A 21,697-nucleotide genomic window follows, 5' to 3' on the forward strand; every position below is an offset into this window, starting at 1 on the left:
AGGAAGAGGATATAAATGTTTAAGAAACTATTTGGTAAAAAAAGTGTGGAGGAACAGATCCTTGCTCCTGTAAGTGGTAAAGTTGTATCTCTAGATGACGTACCGGATCCTGTTTTTAGCCAGCGAATGATGGGTGACGGGGTAGCGATAGAACCTGATAATGGACAAGTAGTAAGCCCGATAGATGGAGAGATAGTCCAACTTTTCCCAACCAATCATGCAGTAGGAATTAAAACAAAATCAGGTGTCGAAGTTTTAGTCCATATTGGACTCGAAACAGTAGCGATGGAAGGAGAGGGCTTCGAAGGTCACATAACAACAGGTGACAAGGTACAGGCTGGCGATCCTTTAGTTACATTTGATATTAATTTAGTAAAAGAAAAAGCGAAAAGTACGATCACCCCAATCGTTATTACAAATTACGATGATATTGTAGAAAGTTTTGAACCTGTTTATGAAGAGGCAGCTAAAGCAGGAGAAACCAATATTATGACCCTACAAACGAAATAAACATAGTTTAACATTTGTGAACCTGACGTTACCGAAACGTTAGGTTCTTTTACCATTGGTTATGTTAAGCGTAATAGTTCTATATAACCGATTTAAGGGCGGAGGTTTATTTGACCATCGGGCAGGTTGTTGAAGGCTCGTTTCCGAGATGATTGTGTGGAGAAAGGGGCGGTGGGGAAGGAGTCGCTTTCCGTGGGCGTGCGCTGAGCCTCCTCAGGCTGGCGCCTTCCGGGGTCTCATCTAACCCGCGTATCCCACAGGAGTCTCCCCCTTTCCCACCGCCCCTTGCCGTATGTTTCCATCGGAGTCGTTACCGTTCTCTCGTCCCTGTTAAAGTATAAGATATCTGTTGTAAAGCCAATTGAATCCTGTTACATAAAGTGGATATTGCCAACACACAGATCTATTGAGTCACTTAGATAAATTGATACAAAACGGATGTGATGGCCAGATTTAGATATTAGAATTGTGTGTTACCAGTTACACAATTAAAGCGATGACCATTAAAATTCACCAAATGAAGAGTCAAGCTTATTCTGTTATAGGGTAGGATAGTGGAACACTCGATTCCAAGATTATGTCGCTGTTCCGTCATTGGTATGGGGAGAAGGGTCTCATCATTTCCCCCGACCACCTTGCCATGAAGAAGAGCTACGAAACACCACGAATCTTAGAAGTCGGCACGTAGCCATTGATATAACGGCACTTTTATCCTCTGGTTTCATGAATGGATGAAGGCCTGCTACTCGGGTCCGTTCTTGAAATATGAAGCAGGGAGGGCAGGGAAAACTGGGAGACTCCTGCGGGAAAAGCGGACTAGACGAGACCCCGAGAGCGAAGCTCGAGGAGGCTCGGCGTCTGCCCGCGGAAAGCGAGCTGTTTTCCCTGCCCTCCCAAACTCCATACGGCAAACGGAACTTCTTGTTATTAAATAATCTGGGATTTTAACGGAATAAAATAAGCAATGTACTTCATAAAGAAATCAATACTTTTTGTAACAGAAATCAACAACAAAATTTAATACAGTCTTACCATTAAATAGAAGGAGGCCAAATATGTCTTCAATAGATGACCAGTTAAGAAATTCAGCGTTAGACGAAATAGAAAAACATCAAAAAGAGGTGAACGCTGACCCTTATCGATTAAAATTTCATCATATGCCGCCAGTGGGTTTAATGAATGACCCAAACGGTTTAATCGAATGGAAGGGAGAATACCACCTTTTTTATCAATGGATGCCGTTTAAAACGGACCACGGGGAAAAGTTTTGGGGGCACTATGTTTCAAAGGACTTGGTTCAATGGAAGCATGAACGTATTGCTCTAACACCTTCCGAATGGTTTGACAAAGACGGTTGCTTCTCCGGAAGTGCAATTGCTTATCAAGACACCCTATACCTTTTTTACACAGGAAATGTATTTAACGAACAGGGAAAGCACGAGGAGTACCAATGTTTAGCTACTTCAACAGATGGAGTGCATTTTGAGAAAAAAGGACCTGTAGCTTATGTGCCAGCTGGCTACACAAGTGATTTTCGAGATCCTAAAGTGTGGAAAAGTGAAGAGCAGTGGCTGATGGTAGTTGGAGCCAAAAATCAATCTAAACAAGGCAAGGTCCTTTTATTCCGATCGGATAACTTAATGGAGTGGGAGTTTGTTGGACCTATTGCTGGTTCATATGAAAACAAGTTGGGTGATTTCGGGTATATGTGGGAATGTCCAGATGTTTTTAAACTAGAGGATAAAGACATTCTCCTTGTATCACCTCAAGGATTACAGCCTGATGGTATGAAGTATCAAAATACTTACCAAAGCGGCTATTTCGCTGGTCAATTATTCAAGGACGAGCCGCGTTTAGAACATGGAGAGTTCAAGGAGCTTGATCGAGGGTTTGAATTTTATGCGCCACAAACGATGCTTGATGAAAAAGAACGTCGAATATTGTTTGGGTGGATGGGCGTGCCAGATCAATATGAACAAGCACACCCTACTATTGCTAATCATTGGATTCACGGATTAACTATACCTCGTGTTTTAGAATGGAATGGTTCTCAAATCATTCAAAAACCTGTGTCAGAATTAGAAGAAATGAGAGGGAACGTTTTGCTTCATTCTGAAATTTCGATTTCAAACGATCAAAAGGCGATTCGAGGAATTGAAGGCAGACCGATTGAACTGAACATTGAATTTGATAAGTTGGAAGATCAGTTTGCTCTAGAAATCTTTCATTACGTATCGTTCAGTTATAAAAAAAGTGATAATACTCTTACATTGTCACGCCCACATTTAGAAGATAAAAGTCAGACAGAGTTTCGCCGTACTGTCATTAAAGACGACTTAAAAGAGCTTCGTTTGTTTATTGATACTTCATCCATTGAGATTTTTGTGAATGACGGACAAGAAGTATTCACAAGTAGAATTTATCCTCAACTAGAAGATAGTGATATATTGTTTACTTCATTAGGCACCAGTACATTTTCTGTGGAACAGTGGAAGTTAAACGGCTATATTTATACGTGATTATGGTAATATAGTGACATGGAATATAGACGAAGGAGTATAGAAATGAGCGATTCAAAAATAAAGGCCAATGAACGAAGAGAACAAATTCTTTTTCATTTAAAAAGAAGCAACGAACCTTTGAAGGGAAGTTCACTTGCGGAACAAATGCAAGTGACAAGACAGGTTATTGTTGGTGATGTCTCGCTATTAAAGGCAAGTGGAGAACCAATTATAGCTACAAGTCAGGGGTATGTTTATATAACAGATTCAACCGATCATTTGCCCTATAAACAGTCAATTGTGTGTCGTCATGAAGCTGAGCAAACGGAAGAAGAATTGAATATTCTTGTTGATCATGGTGTTCATGTTCTTGATGTTATCGTAGAACATCCTGTTTATGGTGACTTAAAAGCTCGTCTGGGCGTTTCCAATCGCCGTGATGTAAAAAAGTTTATCGAACGAGTGAAGTCTTCAGAAGCTACCTTCTTACTTGAGTTAACGGGAGGAATACATACACATACGATTGCGGCTAGTCAACAAGAAGCTTTGCATGATGCCGTGGAAGAACTTGCTAAAAAAGGTATATTACTCGATTCGTAATTAACCAAGAGAGGGTTCATGGAATCTTCTCCTTTTTGGTTTTTTCTAGTTGAAGTTTTGCTATGTATGGATTTTTGTTGATTATGCTATAGTGGACAGGAGATAGTCGTTAAGAAAAGGAAGGTGCCTTAAGTTGAACATTATTCCATATATTTTTAGTACCGTCATTGTTTTGAACGTTCTTCTGGCACTCGCAATTATTTTCCTTGAACGAAGAGATGCAAGTTCCACTTGGGCTTGGCTGATGGTTTTACTATTTATACCGGTAGCCGGATTCTTTTTATATTTAGTATTTGGACGTCGATTAAGTAATAAAGAAATTTTTATATGGGATAAGAAAAGTCGTCTTGGATTGCTGACAGCTGTTCAAGATCAGCTGCGAGCAATCAAGGATCGTACCTTAACGGTTCTGCATAAAGACATTGTTACATATGAAGATTTAATCTTTATGCATTTAAAAAATAATGATGCATTACTTACTCAGGACAACGAAGTAGAAGTATTTACAGACGGTCAAAAAAAATTCCATGCTCTACTAGAAGATATCGAGGAAGCGGAAGACCATATTCATTTGCTTTACTATATTGTTAGGGATGATCAACTCGGTCAACGATTGGCGGAAGCTTTGATTCGCAAGGCAAAGCAAAATATAGAGGTCAAGCTTTTGTATGATGATATGGGTTCTCGCATGATTAGTAGAAAATTTGTAAGGTCTATTGAAGAAGCAGGAGGGGTAGTTGAGTCATTCTTCCCTCCACTCATTCCAAAACTAAATATGAAAATTAATTATCGAAATCACCGAAAGTTAGCGATTATTGATGGGAAAGTGGGCTATATCGGTGGATTTAATGTTGGAGATGAATATTTAGGCTTTAGTAAACGGTTCGGGTATTGGCGTGATACACATCTTAGAGTCAAGGGTGGGGCGGTTAATAATATGCAAACCCGTTTTATTCTTGACTGGAACCAGGCTTCTTCTCAGGATATACATTACGAGGAACGTTATTACCAGGCGGAAGCTGAAGGTGATGTCGCCATGCAAATTGTTTCGAGTGGTCCTGATTCAGAATGGGAACAAATTAAACATGGTTATATCAAGATGATTCTTTCTGCCAAAGAATATATTTATATTCAGACGCCTTACTTCATCCCAGATGATAGTTTGCTTGATGCCTTGCGGATTGCGGTATTATCGGGAGTCGATGTTCGTATTATGATCCCGAGAATGCCAGACCATCCGTTTGTCTACTGGGCCACTTTTTCAAACATTGGTGACTTATTAAAGGCTGGAGCAACTGTATATGTGTATCAAAAAGGTTTTTTGCATGCCAAAACGATTGTGGTTGATGGCAATATTGCTTCAGTAGGAACTGCTAATATTGACGTACGAAGCTTCCGTCTTAATTTTGAAGTGAATGCATTTCTTTATCATCCAGACATTGCTCATGAGCTAGCGGATCGTTTTCACGAAGATACAGTTGATTCTACAGAACTAACATATAAACTTTATAAAAAGCGTTCTCTTTGGATTAGGTTTAAAGAGGCCGTCGCTCGTTTATTATCCCCAATTTTATAGGGCATTTGCGACGTTATTCTAGGATCGCTAAGTAATTCAGTAGCTTTACAAAGTAAAAACAAGGGAACAACCTACAAATATCTAGGTTGTTCCCTTGTTTTGTGCTATATTTTGATTGGTTTGGTTCTTATTCTCTTAAATTATTAGTTTTTCAATGGCCCCCCTAAAGCTCTTCGGGGTCTCACCAATTTATCGTTTTCTGCAAGGTTGAAATAGATGAATACCCCCTTCCCCACCGCCTCTTTTTCCACACAATCATCTCAGAATCGAGTCTTGTTTTAAATTTCACCCATGATTTTTTCTTTCTTGCCATTGTATTTTAATTTTTTTCGTGGTTACCTTTTTTGAAAAATAACTATGAAGAATCAAACCTAATATTATAATAAACAGACCAAGCAAAGCCAAACCACTTGGCAAAGGTGTTGATAAAAGTAGAACCTCTCCAATAATCACAAATAAAACTTGCATGGATTGTGTTGCTTCAACAGCAGCCAACTTCCCTTGATCATCTCTCACCTTATCCGTAGCTATAAAAAATAAAGTAGTGGCTATAACTCCCGAGCAGACAGCTACAATGAAGGATTGTAAGAGTTGCTCTGAAGAAGGAGAACCCACTTTAATAAAGCCGAAAATACTTATAACTAACCAAAAAGGAATGCTAGCTAATGTCATGCCAAATACTCTTTGAAATGTATCTAACCTTCCCCCACAGACCTCCATCATCTTACGGTTACCTAAAGGATAAGCAAATGCAGCAAATACAACGGGTAAAACACCAGCCGTCAAGTCGTGAAAAGTTAAACTTGATGATTTTTGCTGTTGAATGAGAATGACTCCTAATAATATGAGTAAAGAAATACAAAGAGCTCTGACTTGTACTTTGTTCCTGACTTTAAATTGACCAGATTGTTCCAAATTGGTATTGGAAAATAACAGAGCTAATAACGTCCCAGCAACAATGGTTATTTGCCAAGTTCCTGCAACTAACCAGCCGGGGCCATAGGAAGCTGCATAGGTTAAAGGAGCATAAAATAGAACAAAACCAATGAAACTCCACCCTAACCATTGAAAAGGTTGTTTCAGCATTTCATAAATCACTTGTTTCAGATTGTTTCTGAACAGTACAATTAACAGTAAGAAAGGTAACATAAATAGGAATCTTAATGACGAACTCCACATCCAACTTCCGCCTGCGAGGTCCATGGAACGATTTAATATAAAAGTGACAGCGAAAAACATAGAAGCTAAAATACCAATGAATAGTTCTATCATAACTACACACCTTTTCTGACCTAATATTAGGTATGATATAATTAACCATAAGTTCACTATACTATATATTATCTGATTGGTGTGTACAAAAATTAAAAGGAGATTGTCTCATGAATAATAAACATCATATGACTGAAGCTGAGAAATTAGCTAAACAAGTGGGAGAAACTCTAAGAAGACTAAGGAAGGAACGTAATGTTAGTTTGCAAGAACTAGCAGACATGACAGGAGTAAGCAAATTAACCTTAGGGAATATTGAAAGAGGAGAAGCCAACCCATCACTAACCATTATCTGGAAAATAGCTAATGGTCTGACCATCCCGATTTCCGCATTGCTTAATGAAAACCAGGAAGTATTGATTTCTCGAAAGAACATGGGAAATAAAATAATCAGTGCTAATGAGGTCTGCACATTAGAACCCATATTTGATACTTCAAATTATGGTTCAATAGAAATACACAGAGCATTTCTTGAGCCTAAAAGTGAATATTCGCCAGATGCCCATCAGTCTGGAGTTTTTGAGTACGTTACTGTAATGGAGGGCGAGTTAAAGGTAAAGGTGGAAGATGATACTTACCATCTTTTTGAATATGATTCTATAAAATTTAATGGCGACCGAAAGCATGCGTATATTAATCCCAAGGAATCTATAGCAGTATTGCACTTTGTAATGACCTATACAAAACCTTAAAGAGGATGTTCGAAAAGTCACTAAATGATAAGCGGCGCATCTCTTCGCCGCCTCGACCTTCTTGCTTCTAATTTGGCGTCTTTTTGAACACGCACTTAAATCATTGAATAAAAAAAGAGTGTCACTAAAGCCGAAGCTTGTAGGACACTCAAATAAGAGAGGTTATATTTTTAATATAATTATTGGGAGGAAAGCTTGAGCGAAGCTTCCGTCGGTTCACCATTACGGTAAATAGTTAAGTTTATTTGGTCACCAGCTTTAACATCATTGTATAAATACTGGCGAAGGCTCATAAGTGAGTCAACTTCTTCGTCGTCAATTTTAGTAATCACATCATATTTTTCTAATCCGGCATCAGCTGCTGGAGAGCCTTCTTCCACACTGCCTATGAGTACGCCCTGGGTAACATCATTAGGCAAATTCAATTCCCCTTCAAGAACTGGACTAGGAATCTGGCTTACGTCCTGCAATTGTACACCCATGTATGGGCGAGTTACTTCTCCAGTTTTCTCTAAATCATCAATGATCGGTTTTGCTGTATCCATTGGGATAGAGAAACCAATGCCTTCTACTTGTTCTTGGGCAATTTTCATAGAGTTAATACCTATGACTTCCCCTTGTAAATTGATCAGCGCTCCCCCGCTATTGCCGGGATTAATGGCAGCATCTGTTTGAATGACTTCGGTTTGCCAATCTGGCTGCTGGTCTCCATTAATATCTACTGGGATATTACGTTCGAGACCACTAATTATTCCTTTTGTGGCTGATCCGGCGAATTTCATGCCGAGTGGGTTGCCGATAGCTATGGCTGTTTGACCAACTTCAACATCTTGAGCTGATCCTAACTTCGCAACCTTATCTACATGTTCGCCATCTATTTGTAAAACGGCTAGATCTGTCAGTGGGTCACTACCTTTTACTTCGGCTTCAACTTTTGTCCCATCGTGTAATATCACTTCAAGGGAGGAGGCATTTTCAATAACGTGATGGTTAGTTACGACAAAAGCTTGATTGCCATCTTTCTTATAAATGACCCCAGATCCAGTGCCGGCTTTTTGGCTTCCTTGAATTCCTTGCTGGCTATTGCTTATTCCTACAACTGATTCTGATGTTTCATTAATGGCCTGAGTTACATTACCTTGATTCTGGCCAATGTTTAGTTCGTCTGCTTGTGCAGTAGGTTCGTCTGTATTTATCGTGATCGAAATTCCCTTCCATTGAAAAACGGCTGTTATTAAAAAGGTAGCAAGAATAGCTCCTAAAACACCATAAGCAAAACCTGATCGCTTTTTACTTTGTTTTATTGTTTTTTGCTCATCATTCATTTGTGATCAAAGACCCCTTTCTTAATTAAAATTGATCAAATGCCACAATCTATTGGATAACGACTGTACAATTTATAGTATATTGATCAGATATGGTAAGACTTTGGAGGAAGTATGTAAAAAGTGTGTAAAGCACCATTAGCACATGAAAATATGCGAAAATGGGTACAAGTATTATATGGAGAAAGGAGGTCTTTTTATGGAGCGGAGTATCGGTTTGGTTGAAGATGATGCGAATATACGTGACATCGTAAAAGCATACTTAGATAAGGAAGGTTATCAAGTAGAGGCTTTGGATACAGCTGAAAAAGCGTGGGAAGTCTTTCAACAATCTCCTCCAGATTTATGGGTTCTTGACATCATGCTTCCTGGGATTGATGGTTACGAATTCTGTAAAAGGATAAGGCAATCGTCTGAAGTTCCTATTATTATTATCTCGGCTAAAGATGAAGAAGTGGATAAAATTCTAGGTCTTGAACTTGGTGGGGATGACTACTTAACGAAACCTTTTAGTCCTCGCGAACTTGTAGCGCGCGTCAAAAGACAACTCAAACGTTGGAGTGTCATGCAAACAGAGCCTTCTGAAGAAAATGAGCTAATTCAAGCAGGGGAATTAAGATTAAACGAGACCGAACGTAGTGCTTACTTTCAAGGCAATGAAGTAGAAGTAACAACAAAAGAATATGAGTTATTAAAGATTTTAGCACAGCATGAAAACCGTGCGTATAGTCGGGAAGAGTTATTAGTGAAGGTATGGGGTGAGGATTATTTTGGAAGTGATCGTGCGGTGGATGACCTCGTCAAACGATTGCGAAAAAAAATGAAAGAGTTACCACTTGAAACAGTTTGGGGACATGGCTATCGTCTTCGTGCTAACAGAGGTTCTTCATGAAACTACAATCTCAGTTAAATGCAGCGTTTGCTACACTAATTCTTATCATAATGGCAATTACAGGCTTTTATATTTATTCCTTACTTATGGACATGCTCATACAGGATGAACGTGCACAATTAGAAGATCGGGCACAGTTACTAAGCCAAATATCCCAGGAGCAAGATCCGTCCGTTAGATTACCTCAGCTTACTAGCCTCGTTCAAGATCAAGATTATCCGCTATTACTTTTTGATTTGAGACAAGAAGAAGTTTTGTTCAGTACGTTACCTTCTGCAACAGCGGTTGATTGGATGGAGAGGTTTGAAGATGAACTTGCCAGTGAAGAGGTGTGGGAAAGTCAGGGGGAAAGTTATGTAGTTTATCCTATTCCCTTCGCGCCAAATAGCTCCCAGCGTATTTTAGTCATGGCTACACCGTTAGATGATTTACAGGCTGTTCAGAATGCATTTGCGCAACGGATGATTTACGTTATCATTATCGGATTGTTGCTAGCGTTAGGTGTGAGTTATTTCATGACCAATCGTTTAGTAACTCCATTAAGCCGACTCAAACAAGAAGTTAAGAAAATAGAAAAAAGACAATTTGACCAGGTTAAACCCGTCAAATCAAGTGGCGAAATCAAAGAAGTTGAGCAAAGTGTGCGTCATATGGCAGAAGAACTAGAACGTTATATCAACAGTCAGAAGCAGTTTTTCCAAAATGCCTCCCATGAATTGAAAACACCTCTTATGTCGATTCAAGGTTATGCCGAGGGAATTCGCGATGGTATTTTTAAAGGTCATGATGCAGATCGAGGATTAGACGTAATGGTGAGTGAAACGGAGCGGTTGAAAAAAATCGTCAACGAAATGATTTTATTAGCTAAATTAGATAGTAGTGAAGACGTTTATCAACCAAAAGAGGTGAACCTCGTAGAATTAGCAGGACAAGCAAAAGATCGCTTGTTTCCTTTAGCAAATGATAAAGGTATTAAATTGCATTTTCATTCAGATGAAAATTTTTACAGCTATGTCGATCCTGAACGAGTATTGCAAGCATTCATTAACATTATAGGGAATGGTGTAAGACATGCTGAGGAGCAAGTCGAAATTGTATCTAAAGTATCTTCAGAAACTATTTCTATACAAGTTGTTGATGATGGATCAGGTATACCAGACGAATTAATGCCTCAGCTTTTTCAAAGATTTATTAAAGGAAAAGGCGGAGAAACAGGATTAGGACTAGCCATTTCTCGAGCGATTATTGAGCGGAGTGGTGGAACGATTCGTGCTAAAAATAATGTTGGAAGTGTAGGGGCTACTTTTGAAATTAGTTTACCGAAAAGGTTTGAGCAAGAAAATTAATGATACAATAGTTAGAGAACGATTCCATAAGAAAGAGAGGAATGATGATTATGGACGCTAAACCATGCATAGATTCATTAGCCGTTAAAAATTCACATGTACTTCCACCAGATACAAACAGTCATGGAACACTTTTCGGAGGCAAATTGATGGCTTATATAGACGATGTCGCAGCCATTGCGTCCGTTCGCCACTGTCGCAAGCCTGTCGTTACAGCTTCTACTGACTCCGTTGACTTCCTCCAACCCGTTTTTGAAGGTGATACTATCTGTCTAGAAGGTTTTGTGACATACACTCATAATACTTCTATGGAAGTTTTCGTAAAGGCAGTAACAGAAAACCTACTTACTGGAGATCGGAAACTTTGTACGACTGCATTTTTATCCATGGTCGCAGTAGATGAAAATAATCAACCGGCTCAAGTACCACCCGTCTATCCTGAATCAGATGAAGAAAAATGGCTACACGACGGCGCCAAAAAACGCCATGAACAACGAAGAAATAGACGAAAAGAATCAAAAGAACTCGCCGAAATGTTCGGAACTAAACTCCCTTGGAAGTAAGAAAAGCGAAAGTGGCCTAGAAGACACGAATGCTCCACATCAATATACCTTAAACAACGATGATGATGAGCCGTTTGCTCACCATCATCGTTGTTTAATATGTTTAATATTATTTTAGAAGTTGTAAATCGCCTAGGATATAAAAAGCTTTGACGAACGTTTGCGAATCAAATTAGACGAGGTGTTCTTGTTCTCTACGAAGTGTACAAATGGATTCCCAGTCATAGGCAGCACCGTCTCGCATTGTAATGATTCGATCGGCGATTGCATGGGAGTCTTCATGATCATGTGTAACGAAAATCGAAGTGGTACCAGTTTTTTTTATAATGTCTTTCAATTCCCTACGTATTTTGATTTGTAAGTCAGCATCGAGGTTACTAAATGGCTCATCGAGTAATAGCAGGGTTGGTTTTGGAGCGAGCGCTCTGGCGAGGGCAATCCTCTGTTGCTGACCACCACTAAGCTCATGTGGATAACGTTTCATAAAATTCATCATGTTCACGAGATCGAGCACTTCTTCAATGCGTTTTTTTCTTGCTTTTCGGTCATACCCTTTTAACCCGAACTTAATATTTTCGGAAACAGTCATGTGAGGAAAGAGGGCATAATCTTGAAAGACAATGCCAATCCCTCGCTTTTCTGGGAGGACGAAGTGATGGTCGTCGGTCATGATGTTGTTACTAATTCTAATAGTTCCGCAACTCGGGGTTTCAAGTCCGCATAGGAGACGTAGAATTGTGCTTTTTCCACTTCCGCTTTCCCCAAGTATAGAGATGATCTCACCTTGATCTATCGATAAGTTAAAGTTCTGGATGATATTTTCTTTGGCATTCCGATAGTTGAAACAGAGGTCTTCGATTTGAATGAACATGTTAGTTCGACTCCTTTTCTAAAACTTGATGGAAAATATAAATGGCAAGGGCACTAATAATGACAATCATAATAGAAGCAAGTGAAGCTTCATGTATTTGTTCGTCACTTGCGTATTGAAAAGCCTTGGTTGATAACGTATTGAAGTTAAATGGCCGTAAGATTAATGTAAGTGGAAGTTCTTTAATGATCTCAATAAATGCGAGGATAAACCCACTTATAAGGGGGCCTTTAACCATTTTTAAGTCTACCTTGAAAAAAGTTGCTGTTATATTCATTCCGAGCATTCGAGAGGCTTCGGTGAATTTATTTCCAACTTTATCGAATCCTGCTTCGAGGGAATTGTATCCTATAGCAAGGAATCGAATTACATAAGCAGATATTAACATAAATAGACTTGTACTTATATATAATGATGCGTCCAGTCCAATCAGCCCATAAAATTCAAAGAGCAGGTTATCTATTTGAATGAAAACTGTGCTAATACCGACAGCGATTACGGCACCGGGAATGGAATAACCGAGAATCGTTATCCTTGCAGAGGCTTTTGATATAAAGCTTTCGTGCATCCTTGCGAAGTTAGCAATAATCACCGCAAAAACAATGATCATTGCTGCACCGACAATGGATACGAGCAGTGAGTTCCAAATAAGTTCTAAAAACTCAAGGGATATTATTTTCTCATAAGTTAACAACATCCAAGAGATGAGTTGAACAAGTGGGATAAGGAAACCAAGCGAAAATATAAAAGTGCAATAGCTGAAAGCGGTCCATGCTTTGGATCTTGTTAATTTTATCGGTTGTAGGGAACGAATTTTAGTTGTTGTATAACTATATTTTTTACGACCTCTTAGAAATTTTTCTAATACAAGAATAGCAAAGACAATGAACATCAAGGTCGCAGAGAGCTTAATCGCTGCATTTAAGTCACCCATGCCAAACCATGTTTGAAAAATTGCTGTGCTGAATGTTGGGACTCCAAAATACTGAACGACTCCGTAATCATTTAAAACTTCCAAAAGTACAAGGCTGACACCACCGACTATAGCTCCTCTTGAAATAGGTAAGACAACACGAAAAAAAATTTCCAAAGGACCTCGACCGAGTAATCGTGCATTTTCGATTAGAGATGCCGATTGGTTTTGTAAGAAGGCTCTAGTAATCATATACACATAGGGGAATAGGAATAGTGTGAATATAAACACTGCCCCCGGCAGGTTTAAAATATCAAAATAGGTCTGATTAATTTCAATGTTCCACTTGTTACGAAGTGTGGTTTGAATAGCCCCAGTATAATTGAGAATTCCGTTATACGTATACCCTGCAATGTAGGGTGGTATGGCTAGTGGTAGGATTAACCCCCACTTGAAAAAATTTTTAAGTGGAAAATCATAAGCTGAAACTAGCCAGGCCAGACTGGTACCAATAATAATCGCTAGGATACCAGTACATAATATTAATAAACCTGTACTTTTAATAAGATTAGGAAGAATAAACTCTTGGATATGCGCCCAGTTTTCTGCTTGTTGTGTAAAGAAGTTGATTAATATTGTTAGATTGGGTAGTAAAATGAGGACCACGATAATCATACTAAGTAATGACCAAGTATTCATATACTCTGGTAGTTTTCGAAACAGCTTCAAAGCCGACACGTCCTTTTATTGATAAACCCTGAAATGTAGGAAAATACCGCATATCACCTAGTTAATTGTATATATACCAAAATGCCACCCTCTACCTTAAGAGGGGGCATTTTAAGGTTGGGTTATTTCCAACCTACTTCATTCATAAGTTTAATTGCATTTTTGTTGTTTTCACCCAACTCACTTAGGTTTAAGTCTTGCTCCTCAAATTCTCCCCACTCTTTTAGAATTTCTGTCGGTTCAACATTTGGATTTACAGGATATTCATAGTTGGCTTCAGCGAATTGTTTTTGAGATTCTTCTTCTGTTAAGAATTCCATGAATTTTTGAGCTTCCTCTGTGTTCTGGCTGCTAGCAGCCATTCCAATTCCGCTGATGTTAATGTGGGTGCCATTTCCTTGTTGATCAGGGAAAATTACACCTAACTGTTTAGCAACGTCAACTTCTTGTTCATCTTCGGAATTTAACATCTTTCCAAGATAGTACGTGTTCATAACGGCAACGTCACCTTCGCCGGCTGCGATGGCTTTTGCTTGATCACGGTCACCGCCTTTGGGATCACGTGCCATATTGTCTACAATCCCTTGAGACCATTCTTTAGCTTCTTCCTCTCCATCTAATGCGATCAAAGAAGCAACTAGAGATTGGTTATAAATGTTTTGGGAGGAGCGAATGAGCACTTTATCCGACCAATCATCTTTAGTTAAATCCGCATAGTTGTTAATATCCTCAGGGTTAACAGTTTCTTTATTATAAGCAATGATACGTGCGCGTTTTGTTAGACCAAACCATTCATTATTTTCATCACGAAGATTGTCTGGAATATTTTCAGACAGTACTTCACTATCGACCTCTTGCAGGAGCTCTTGAGTTTTTGCACGATGTAATCGCCCGGCATCAGCTGTAATTAAAAGGTCTGCTTCTGATGCTTTTCCTTCACGTTCCATCCGAGCAATTAACTCGTCATCTTTACCTTCTATCACGTTTACTCCAATACCTGTTTGTTCAGTGAACTTGTCATACAGGTCCTGATCTGTGTCGTAATGGCGCCCTGTATATAAGTTAATCTCTCCAGTTGCGACTTTACCCTCACCATTTGAATCGGAAGAAGCATTACCTTCCTTGTTGCTTCCGCACGCAACTAAAGAAACTGAGCAAATCAGAAGGAAACTATACAAAAACCATTTCTTCATGTTAATCACCTCATATGTATTTTTGATAGTTGAAAATGATTTTCAATATCATTTAATATTTTACTGAAATTGAAACAGAAGTCAACATCTTTTTAATGTTTTTATAAAATCAGGAGAATTATAAACTGAAATATTGGTTGATCTATTCCCGTAAGGTGGTAAAGTTGTTCGTGGTAGGGAGGCTAGTTTTAATACTGTGAGTGAAGGGAATGAAGTTTGCAAAAGGATCTTTTTATATAATTTGGAGGTGTACGAATTGGAATTTATCATAAGTTTTTTAAACGATTTGGTTTGGGAATACATACTAATCTTTGTATTACTTGGTTTAGGTCTATTATTTAGTATTCGATTAAAGTTTGCGCAGTTTACTTACATTCCTGAGATGTTTCGCGTTCTTTTTGACAAACGTTCAATTTCAGCAAGAGGGAAAAAGGGAACGTCTCCTTTTCAGGCCTTTACAATTAGTACGGCTTCACGTGTTGGAACCGGAAACCTTGCGGGTGTAGCTGCAGCTATTTCTATCGGTGGACCTGGCGCGGTGTTTTGGATGTGGATGGTCGCTATTCTCGGTGGAGCCTCCAGTTTTATTGAGAGTACATTAGCTCAGATTTATAAAATTCCTGAAAAAGACCAGTACCGAGGTGGACCTGCCTACTATATGGAAAAAGGTTTGAATAATCGCAAACTAGGAATTATATTTGCGATCACCATTACGTTTACATATGGTCTCGTTTTCAGTTCTGTCCAGTCAAACACGATTCGTTTAGCATTTGAGGAATCTTTTAATATAGGAAAGTGGGCTATGGGTCTCATATTAACTGCGATAGTAGCTATAGTTATTTTTGGTGGACTGAAACGAATTGCTAAAATTACACAAATTGTAATACCGGTTATGGCTTTCTTTTATATTATCTTAGCTCTTTATGTTTTTTTTGGTAACATAGCTCAAATTCCAGAAATGTTCGCAATGATTTTCCAAGGAGCGTTTGGTTTTAGGGAATTTGCTGGAGGAACCTTTGGTGGAATGATCTTAATTGGTGTTCAACGTGGTTTATTCTCAAACGAAGCGGGGATGGGGAGTGCGCCAAATGCTGCAGCTACCTCAGAGGTTACACACCCTGTAAAGCAAGGTTTAATCCAGACTCTTGGGGTATTTACAGATACATTAATGATTTGTAGTGCTACAGCCATTATCATCCTATTTTCTGGTGAATATATGAATACAGACCTTGAGGGAATACAAATCACTCAATTAGCTTTCGAAACAGAGTTAGGGACATGGGCGGCTATATTTATAGCGATAGCCATTTTCTTATTTGCGTTTAGTTCTATTATTGGAAATTATTATTACGGAGAAACAAATATTGAGTTTATAAAAAAAAGTGCCACTAATATTTTCATATATCGTATAGGAGTTTTAGCTATGGTTCTATTTGGTGCAATAGCAGAATTTGGGTTCGTATGGTCTCTTGCTGATTTAACTATGGGGATTATGGCATTAATCAACTTGTTTGCGATCTTTATGTTATCTAAAGTTGCTTATGCCGCCTTAAAAGATTATAGAATCCAACGAAAACAAGGGAAGGATCCAGTATTTTACCGTGATCACCTGCCAGGGGTAACGGGGATGGAATATTGGAAACGTGAGCAATCATCCGAAAAAGAGTCATAACTATAAGGAATCAACACTACTTTAAAAAAAGCAGTGTTGATTTTTTTATATTTAAATAGGAGCAATCGAAGGATTTAAGCGTACGAAAACGTCCGATTCGTCAACCTAGCAATCAGGTAGAAAACCCTTCCCCCTGTATGAAGTTTCATCTTATGATAAAGTAGATGTAGATTGATGATAAAAGGGTGTGCAGGATGAGTATTTTATCTGTTGAAAATATAAGTAAGAGTTATGGAGATAAAACGTTATTTGATAAATTATCTTTCACGATTTCGAAAGGTCAGAGAATTGGTCTGATTGGGGTTAATGGAACGGGAAAATCAACCTTGATGAAGATTATAGCTAATATTGAGTCGGGTGATTCTGGAACTCAACAGCATGCGAAAGACTTTACAATAGAATATTTATCTCAAGAACCTTTGCTGGATCCCGATTTAACTGTTTTACAGCAAATTTATTATGGCGATTCAGATATTATGATAGCTATTAGAGAATATGAACAGGTGCTGCAACTGCTTGAAAATGAACCGGAGAACACAAAAGTCCAGGAAAGAATGTTGAAATTACAGCAACAAATGGATGAAAAAAATGCTTGGGAAGCAAATACTACGGCAAAAACCATATTGACTAAATTAGGAATTGAATCATTCGATAAAAAAATCGGGGAGTTATCTGGTGGTCAAAAGAAACGTGTGGCGATTGCTAAAGCACTAATTCAACCTGCGGATCTTTTGTTATTAGATGAGCCGACCAACCATCTTGATAATGAGACAATTGAATGGCTTGAAGGGTATCTGGCTCAATATAAAGGTTCGTTAATGGTAGTCACACACGATCGGTACTTTTTAAACCGAGTGACGAATTTAATTTATGAATTAGATCGTGGAACTTTACACATATATGGGGGAAATTATGAAACGTTTCTTGAAAAGAAGGCTGATCGTGAGGAATGGGAGCATCAAGCAGAGCAAAAACACCAAAATGCACTCAAACGTGAGCTTGCCTGGTTAAGGCGTGGGGCCAAAGCTCGAACGACGAAACAAAAGGCAAGAAAGCAGCGTGTAGAGACGATGCAGGAGCAAAGTTACGAAACGAAAAAGCAGAATGTTGATATGGCGATTGGATCAACAAGATTAGGAAAACAAGTCATTGAATTAAAGCAAATATCTCATGCCTTTAATGGGAATATAATGATCAATGATTTTAACTATTTAGTCGTTCCAGAGGAGCGTATTGGGATCATCGGTCCGAATGGTTCAGGGAAAACGACCTTGCTTAATATAATGGCAGAACAACTTATACCTGATGCTGGCGAGGTTACAATAGGATCAACTGTTAAAATAGGCTATTATACGCAGGATCATGAAGACTTAGATGGTTCTCTTAGAGTGATTGATTACATTAAAGAAGTGGCAGAGGTTATTTCAACAGCAGATGGAGATGAGATCACGGCTGAACAAATGTTGGAGAGATTTTTATTTCCTCGATCTCAGCAGTGGACTTATATCGAACGTCTATCAGGTGGAGAGCGTCGAAGATTATATTTATTACGCGTTCTTATGGAAGAACCAAATGTGTTGTTTCTAGATGAACCGACCAATGACCTTGATACCGAAACGTTAAGTGTTCTAGAAAATTATTTAGATCAGTTTCCTGGTGTTGTTATTACTGTTTCCCATGACCGTTACTTTTTAGATCGAGTGGTTGACAAGCTATTAACTTTTGATGGTTCAGGTAGTACTGAACGTTTCTATGGGAATTACTCAGAATATTTGGATCATCTCCAACAACACAAAATGGAAAGAACAAGCTCAAATGAATTAGATTCTGAGCAAGAATCAACTCGCCGATCTAACCGAAAACGCCGGTTATCATTTCGAGAAAAACAAGAATGGGATGGCATTGAAAATGAAATCTCAAAATTAGAGGAACAAATAGAGGGTATTGATTCTGAAATGGTAGCTTCAGCAACTAATTATAGTAAGGTAGAACAGCTATCTAATGATAAGGAATCTCTTGAAACTCAATTAGAACAAAAGATGGAGCGTTGGGAAGAATTATCAACGATAGTTGAAGAAATAGAAAATGAATGATGTTAAACCTGAGCAGATTTGTCGGTATTTTTGCTCAGGTTTCCTTTTGTATTCATACTGAAGTTATGAAATAATTGATAACGGATACATGCACATATTTAATGAAGAGGAGAGGGTTTCACATGAAATTTCCTAGCCAAGAAAAGTTAGAAAAGTATGCAGAACTGGCACTTAAAACCGGTGTTAACTTGCAAAAAGATCAACGTTTGATGATAAATTCTACTGTAGAAGGTGCACCATTCACACGTATTATTGCAAAGAAAGCATATGAAGCGGGTGCAAAAGACGTTTACATCGTCTGGGGCGATGATGAACTGACACGCTTGCGTTATGAATATGCTGATGTGGAGGTTTTAAAAGAAGTACCGGAATGGCAACAGAAAATGTTTGATTATTTTGGAGAAGAAGGAGCGGCTATTTTATCTGTTCGTTCAACAGACCCTGATTTACTAAAAGGGATTGATCCAGCTAAAGTTGCAGCAGCTAACAAATCTCGCTCAGAAGCGATGACCAATTTCCGTAACTTTACGATGAATGATCGGATTCAATGGTCAATCGTGAGTATTCCAATCCCTGCTTGGGCTCAAAAGATTTTTCCAGATGAGACTGTAGAAGAAGCTGTCGACAAACTATGGGAGCAGATCTTCAGCATTGTTCGTGTAGATCAAGAGGATCCTTTGGCAGCATGGGAAGAACATAATCGTATATTACGTCAAGCGCGTGAATTTTTAAACAAGAAGAAATATCATAAGCTTGTGTATAAAGCTCCAGGGACGGACCTTGAAGTAGAGCTGCCAAAAGGTCATGTTTGGAAAGGTGGATCCGCTAAAACCGTAACCGGTCAGATTAACTTTAATCCGAACATGCCAACGGAGGAAGTGTTTACTGCCCCTCATAAGTATGGGGTTAATGGCACTGTTTCAAGCACGAAGCCACTCAATTATGGTGGAAACGTAATTGATAATTTCACTCTGACTTTTAAAGAAGGAAAAGTCGTCGATTACAAAGCTGTGCAAGGGGAAGACACGTTGAAGCACTTATTAGATACGGATGAAGGCTCTAAGCATCTTGGTGAACTAGCCCTTGTTCCTCATGAATCACCAATTTCTCAATCTGGATTAATTTTTTATAATACACTTTATGATGAAAATGCTTCATGTCACTTAGCTCTAGGAAAAGCTTATCCGAATAATGTGGAGGGTGGATCTGATATGAGTGAAGATGAGTTAGATCAAAACGGGGTGAACCATAGTTTGAGTCATGTGGACTTTATGATGGGTTCTGACCAGATTGATATTGATGGCATTTTAGAAGACGGAACGAAAGAACCAGTTATGCGCAAAGGTAGCTGGGCTTTGAATTTTAATTCATAATGTAACGATGAGTTCTAAGGGGTTTCGTTACCTATCTCAAACAAAGAAAATATAACCTAAACTGCCTAACAAATTGATATGCAATTTGTTAGGCAGTTTAGGTTATATGTAAAACTTGATATAGAGATTTTGAAGAAATGCACTTAAACAAACGTAGCAGGATTGTTGAAGACCCAATTCCGAGGTCATGGGGTTCGTTACCATATAAGGGATAGGGGTGGCTTTGAAACAACTCGCTTTCCTGCGGGAGAACTGGCAAGACTCCTCGGTCGTTGACACTCCCTGTGGGGTCTCGCCTAGCTCCTTCTCGAGGCTGCTGAAAAACCTCATATTTTTTAAAAGATTAAAAATAAAATAGAAAAAGAGGAGTAATTTTCGTAACTTTTGAGAGAAAATCACTCCTCTTTTTCTATTTTGTAGGGTATTACCACCTACTTTTCATTCATTAGTTTGATTATTCTTTTCATATTGGCCACGAATATCGTGGTTACTCCTTGAATTTTCATTCCAAATAGACCCGAGGAATTTGCTCTTTCATACCCGTGTCTGTGCTTGATTTCACTATTTTTTGCTTCGATTTTGTATCGCTCTTTAGCTAATCGTTTGAATTCCTCTGTTTCTTGGAATTTCTCCTGTTCGATATGCTCATTAGATTTGATCGTTACCGAATAGGTTTTTGTTTTCGCTCCTTCCTTGTAACAACCCTCACGTAGCGGACACACTTTACACTTCTCCACATCAAAATAATATTTCAATTGGGGATTTTGAGAAGAATCTTTTCTCTTTTTAATGGCTTTTTTTGTCGCTAAATGTCCAGCAGGGCATACATACTTATCTGCATCTTTATTAAATTCAAATTCCATTCCTTCTTTGCGGTTTCCATTGGTTATCACAGGGTGTAAACGAGATACCAATTTCATTTCTTGTTCGTTTGCGTACTGTATATTTTCCTTACTAGAATAAGCCGTATCTCCTAAAACCGTATCTACCTTCATCCCACTCTTTTTACTTGATTCCACCAATTCCTTTAAATACTTCGTGTCACTTTTTTCACCAGATGTTACCACCGCTGCTGTTATAATTCGTTCATCCGACATGGCCATATGTGTTTTATATCCTAGGAAAGAATAGTCTGCTGATTTATAACCTTTTCGCGCATCGGGATCTCCACCATAATTCGCCTCTTCTTCAATATCATCGATGACTTCTTTTACCCTATTCATTTTCTCTTTAATGGCAGGCATCTTTTTTAGGTTATCTTCTTGATCGATGACATCAAGTAAAGCATTGGTATATGTAATTTCATCTTCTAGTGAGTTGGTCGTTGGCTTGGTTGGGAACTGCTTTTTGATGGTTTCCTTATACTGATAGACTGTTTTTCGTAATGACTTGGATTTCTCCTGTACATATTCTTTCGCTGTTTTCGCATGAAAACGGGACGCCGAATGGGTGGCATCCAAGATTAAGGTATGGCTTGCCAACACCTCATGTTCCAATGCTAACGCAACCGTCTTATCCACTAGACGAAGTCTACGAAACTTGGTCAGAGAGGTGGAATGAATCACGGGATCCTCCG

17 protein-coding genes are annotated in these 21,697 nt (G+C 38.7%); 11 read left to right on the forward strand and 6 right to left on the reverse strand.

Features of this window, described 5'->3' with window-relative positions; genetic code table 11:
• The first annotated feature begins 15 nt into the window (after nt 1-15).
• The 4 genes from ACFQIC_RS16030 (at nt 16) to cls (ending at nt 5,187) form a co-directional block, all read left to right on the forward strand.
• Nucleotides 16-510 (forward strand): PTS sugar transporter subunit IIA, encoded by a 495-nt coding sequence (locus ACFQIC_RS16030; protein WP_204710355.1) that lies wholly within the window; start codon nt 16-18, stop codon nt 508-510.
• 1,055 nt (nt 511-1,565) lie between these two features.
• The gene (locus ACFQIC_RS16035; RefSeq protein ID WP_204710356.1) at nt 1,566-3,029 is read left to right on the forward strand and encodes a glycoside hydrolase family 32 protein; all 1,464 of its coding nucleotides are present in this window, start codon (nt 1,566-1,568) and stop codon (nt 3,027-3,029) included.
• A 45-nt stretch (nt 3,030-3,074) separates the two neighbouring features.
• Nucleotides 3,075-3,611, forward strand: coding sequence for a transcription repressor NadR (locus ACFQIC_RS16040; protein WP_204710357.1), 537 nt, complete (start codon nt 3,075-3,077; stop codon nt 3,609-3,611).
• A gap of 133 nt (nt 3,612-3,744) precedes the next feature.
• On the forward strand, nt 3,745-5,187 hold the full coding sequence (gene cls / locus ACFQIC_RS16045) for a cardiolipin synthase (RefSeq protein ID WP_204710358.1): 1,443 nt from the start codon (nt 3,745-3,747) through the stop codon (nt 5,185-5,187).
• 285 nt (nt 5,188-5,472) lie between these two features.
• Here cls and ACFQIC_RS16050 read toward each other — a convergent pair whose 3' ends face one another.
• Nucleotides 5,473-6,459 carry a DMT family transporter gene (locus ACFQIC_RS16050; protein WP_204710359.1) on the reverse strand — a complete coding sequence of 329 codons (987 nt, stop codon included), beginning with the start codon at nt 6,457-6,459 and terminating at the stop codon, nt 5,473-5,475.
• A gap of 110 nt (nt 6,460-6,569) precedes the next feature.
• Here ACFQIC_RS16050 and ACFQIC_RS16055 point away from each other — a divergent pair, with 110 nt between their 5' ends.
• Nucleotides 6,570-7,151, forward strand: coding sequence for a helix-turn-helix domain-containing protein (locus ACFQIC_RS16055; RefSeq protein ID WP_204710360.1), 582 nt, complete (start codon nt 6,570-6,572; stop codon nt 7,149-7,151).
• A gap of 179 nt (nt 7,152-7,330) precedes the next feature.
• On the opposite strand, the gene ACFQIC_RS16060 is transcribed toward ACFQIC_RS16055, so the two are convergent.
• Nucleotides 7,331-8,476: a S1C family serine protease gene (locus tag ACFQIC_RS16060; RefSeq protein ID WP_204710361.1), complete on the reverse strand. Its 1,146-nt coding sequence runs from the start codon at nt 8,474-8,476 to the stop codon at nt 7,331-7,333.
• Nucleotides 8,477-8,675: 199 nt separating this feature from the next.
• On the opposite strand from ACFQIC_RS16060, the gene ACFQIC_RS16065 reads away from it, so the two are divergent.
• From ACFQIC_RS16065 to ACFQIC_RS16075, 3 genes are read left to right on the forward strand one after another with little or no spacing between them, the layout of a single operon-like run.
• Nucleotides 8,676-9,368, forward strand: a complete 693-nt coding sequence (locus tag ACFQIC_RS16065) for a response regulator transcription factor (RefSeq protein WP_204710362.1) — start codon at nt 8,676-8,678, stop codon at nt 9,366-9,368.
• Nucleotides 9,365-10,714, forward strand: coding sequence for a sensor histidine kinase (locus ACFQIC_RS16070; protein ID WP_204710364.1), 1,350 nt, complete (start codon nt 9,365-9,367; stop codon nt 10,712-10,714). The genes ACFQIC_RS16065 and ACFQIC_RS16070 overlap by 4 nt, the downstream gene beginning before the upstream one ends.
• A 50-nt stretch (nt 10,715-10,764) precedes the next feature.
• Entirely contained in the window at nt 10,765-11,277 is a 513-nt protein-coding gene (locus tag ACFQIC_RS16075; protein WP_204710365.1) for an acyl-CoA thioesterase, read from the forward strand.
• A 172-nt stretch (nt 11,278-11,449) separates the two neighbouring features.
• Here ACFQIC_RS16075 and ACFQIC_RS16080 read toward each other — a convergent pair whose 3' ends face one another.
• The 3 genes from ACFQIC_RS16080 to ACFQIC_RS16090 all read right to left on the reverse strand — a co-directional run bounded on the left by ACFQIC_RS16080 (nt 11,450) and on the right by ACFQIC_RS16090 (nt 14,983).
• Nucleotides 11,450-12,148, reverse strand: coding sequence for an ABC transporter ATP-binding protein (locus ACFQIC_RS16080; protein WP_204710366.1), 699 nt, complete (start codon nt 12,146-12,148; stop codon nt 11,450-11,452).
• Nucleotide 12,149: 1 nt separating this feature from the next.
• Entirely contained in the window at nt 12,150-13,760 is a 1,611-nt protein-coding gene (locus tag ACFQIC_RS16085; protein WP_204710378.1) for an ABC transporter permease, read from the reverse strand.
• Nucleotides 13,761-13,912: 152 nt separating this feature from the next.
• On the reverse strand, nt 13,913-14,983 hold the full coding sequence (locus tag ACFQIC_RS16090; RefSeq protein WP_204710367.1) for a Fe(3+) ABC transporter substrate-binding protein: 1,071 nt from the start codon (nt 14,981-14,983) through the stop codon (nt 13,913-13,915).
• Nucleotides 14,984-15,239: 256 nt separating this feature from the next.
• Between ACFQIC_RS16090 and ACFQIC_RS16095 the strand changes: the two genes are divergently transcribed.
• From ACFQIC_RS16095 to ACFQIC_RS16105, 3 genes are all read left to right on the forward strand, one after another.
• Nucleotides 15,240-16,655, forward strand: a complete 1,416-nt coding sequence (locus ACFQIC_RS16095; RefSeq protein WP_390217414.1) for an alanine/glycine:cation symporter family protein — start codon at nt 15,240-15,242, stop codon at nt 16,653-16,655.
• A 194-nt stretch (nt 16,656-16,849) separates the two neighbouring features.
• Nucleotides 16,850-18,748: an ABC-F family ATP-binding cassette domain-containing protein gene (locus ACFQIC_RS16100; protein ID WP_204710368.1), complete on the forward strand. Its 1,899-nt coding sequence runs from the start codon at nt 16,850-16,852 to the stop codon at nt 18,746-18,748.
• Between the two features lie 122 nt (nt 18,749-18,870).
• A complete protein-coding gene (locus ACFQIC_RS16105; RefSeq protein ID WP_204710369.1) occupies nt 18,871-20,121 on the forward strand; it encodes an aminopeptidase in 1,251 nt (416 codons plus the stop codon).
• A gap of 431 nt (nt 20,122-20,552) precedes the next feature.
• On the opposite strand, the gene ACFQIC_RS16110 is transcribed toward ACFQIC_RS16105, so the two are convergent.
• Nucleotides 20,553-21,697 (reverse strand): transposase (locus ACFQIC_RS16110; RefSeq protein WP_390217416.1); only part of this gene is annotated, 1,145 nt, incomplete at its 5' end.

The organism is Halobacillus seohaensis (assembly GCF_042663045.1).
GTDB classification, from domain to species: domain Bacteria; phylum Bacillota; class Bacilli; order Bacillales; family Halobacillaceae; genus Halobacillus_A; species Halobacillus_A seohaensis.

Coding starts and splice junctions, on each gene's coding strand:
- ACFQIC_RS16065 (WP_204710362.1), top strand. CDS start 8,676: ATGGAGCGGAGTATCGGTTTGGTTGAAGATGATGCGAATATACGTGAC.
- ACFQIC_RS16100 (WP_204710368.1), top strand. CDS start 16,850: ATGAGTATTTTATCTGTTGAAAATATAAGTAAGAGTTATGGAGATAAA.
- ACFQIC_RS16080 (WP_204710366.1), bottom strand. CDS start 12,148: ATGTTCATTCAAATCGAAGACCTCTGTTTCAACTATCGGAATGCCAAA.
- ACFQIC_RS16070 (WP_204710364.1), top strand. CDS start 9,365: ATGAAACTACAATCTCAGTTAAATGCAGCGTTTGCTACACTAATTCTT.
- ACFQIC_RS16085 (WP_204710378.1), bottom strand. CDS start 13,760: ATGAATACTTGGTCATTACTTAGTATGATTATCGTGGTCCTCATTTTA.
- ACFQIC_RS16090 (WP_204710367.1), bottom strand. CDS start 14,983: ATGAAGAAATGGTTTTTGTATAGTTTCCTTCTGATTTGCTCAGTTTCT.
- ACFQIC_RS16040 (WP_204710357.1), top strand. CDS start 3,075: ATGAGCGATTCAAAAATAAAGGCCAATGAACGAAGAGAACAAATTCTT.
- ACFQIC_RS16060 (WP_204710361.1), bottom strand. CDS start 8,476: ATGAATGATGAGCAAAAAACAATAAAACAAAGTAAAAAGCGATCAGGT.
- ACFQIC_RS16030 (WP_204710355.1), top strand. CDS start 16: ATGTTTAAGAAACTATTTGGTAAAAAAAGTGTGGAGGAACAGATCCTT.
- ACFQIC_RS16050 (WP_204710359.1), bottom strand. CDS start 6,459: ATGATAGAACTATTCATTGGTATTTTAGCTTCTATGTTTTTCGCTGTC.
- ACFQIC_RS16075 (WP_204710365.1), top strand. CDS start 10,765: ATGGACGCTAAACCATGCATAGATTCATTAGCCGTTAAAAATTCACAT.
- ACFQIC_RS16035 (WP_204710356.1), top strand. CDS start 1,566: ATGTCTTCAATAGATGACCAGTTAAGAAATTCAGCGTTAGACGAAATA.
- ACFQIC_RS16105 (WP_204710369.1), top strand. CDS start 18,871: ATGAAATTTCCTAGCCAAGAAAAGTTAGAAAAGTATGCAGAACTGGCA.
- ACFQIC_RS16055 (WP_204710360.1), top strand. CDS start 6,570: ATGAATAATAAACATCATATGACTGAAGCTGAGAAATTAGCTAAACAA.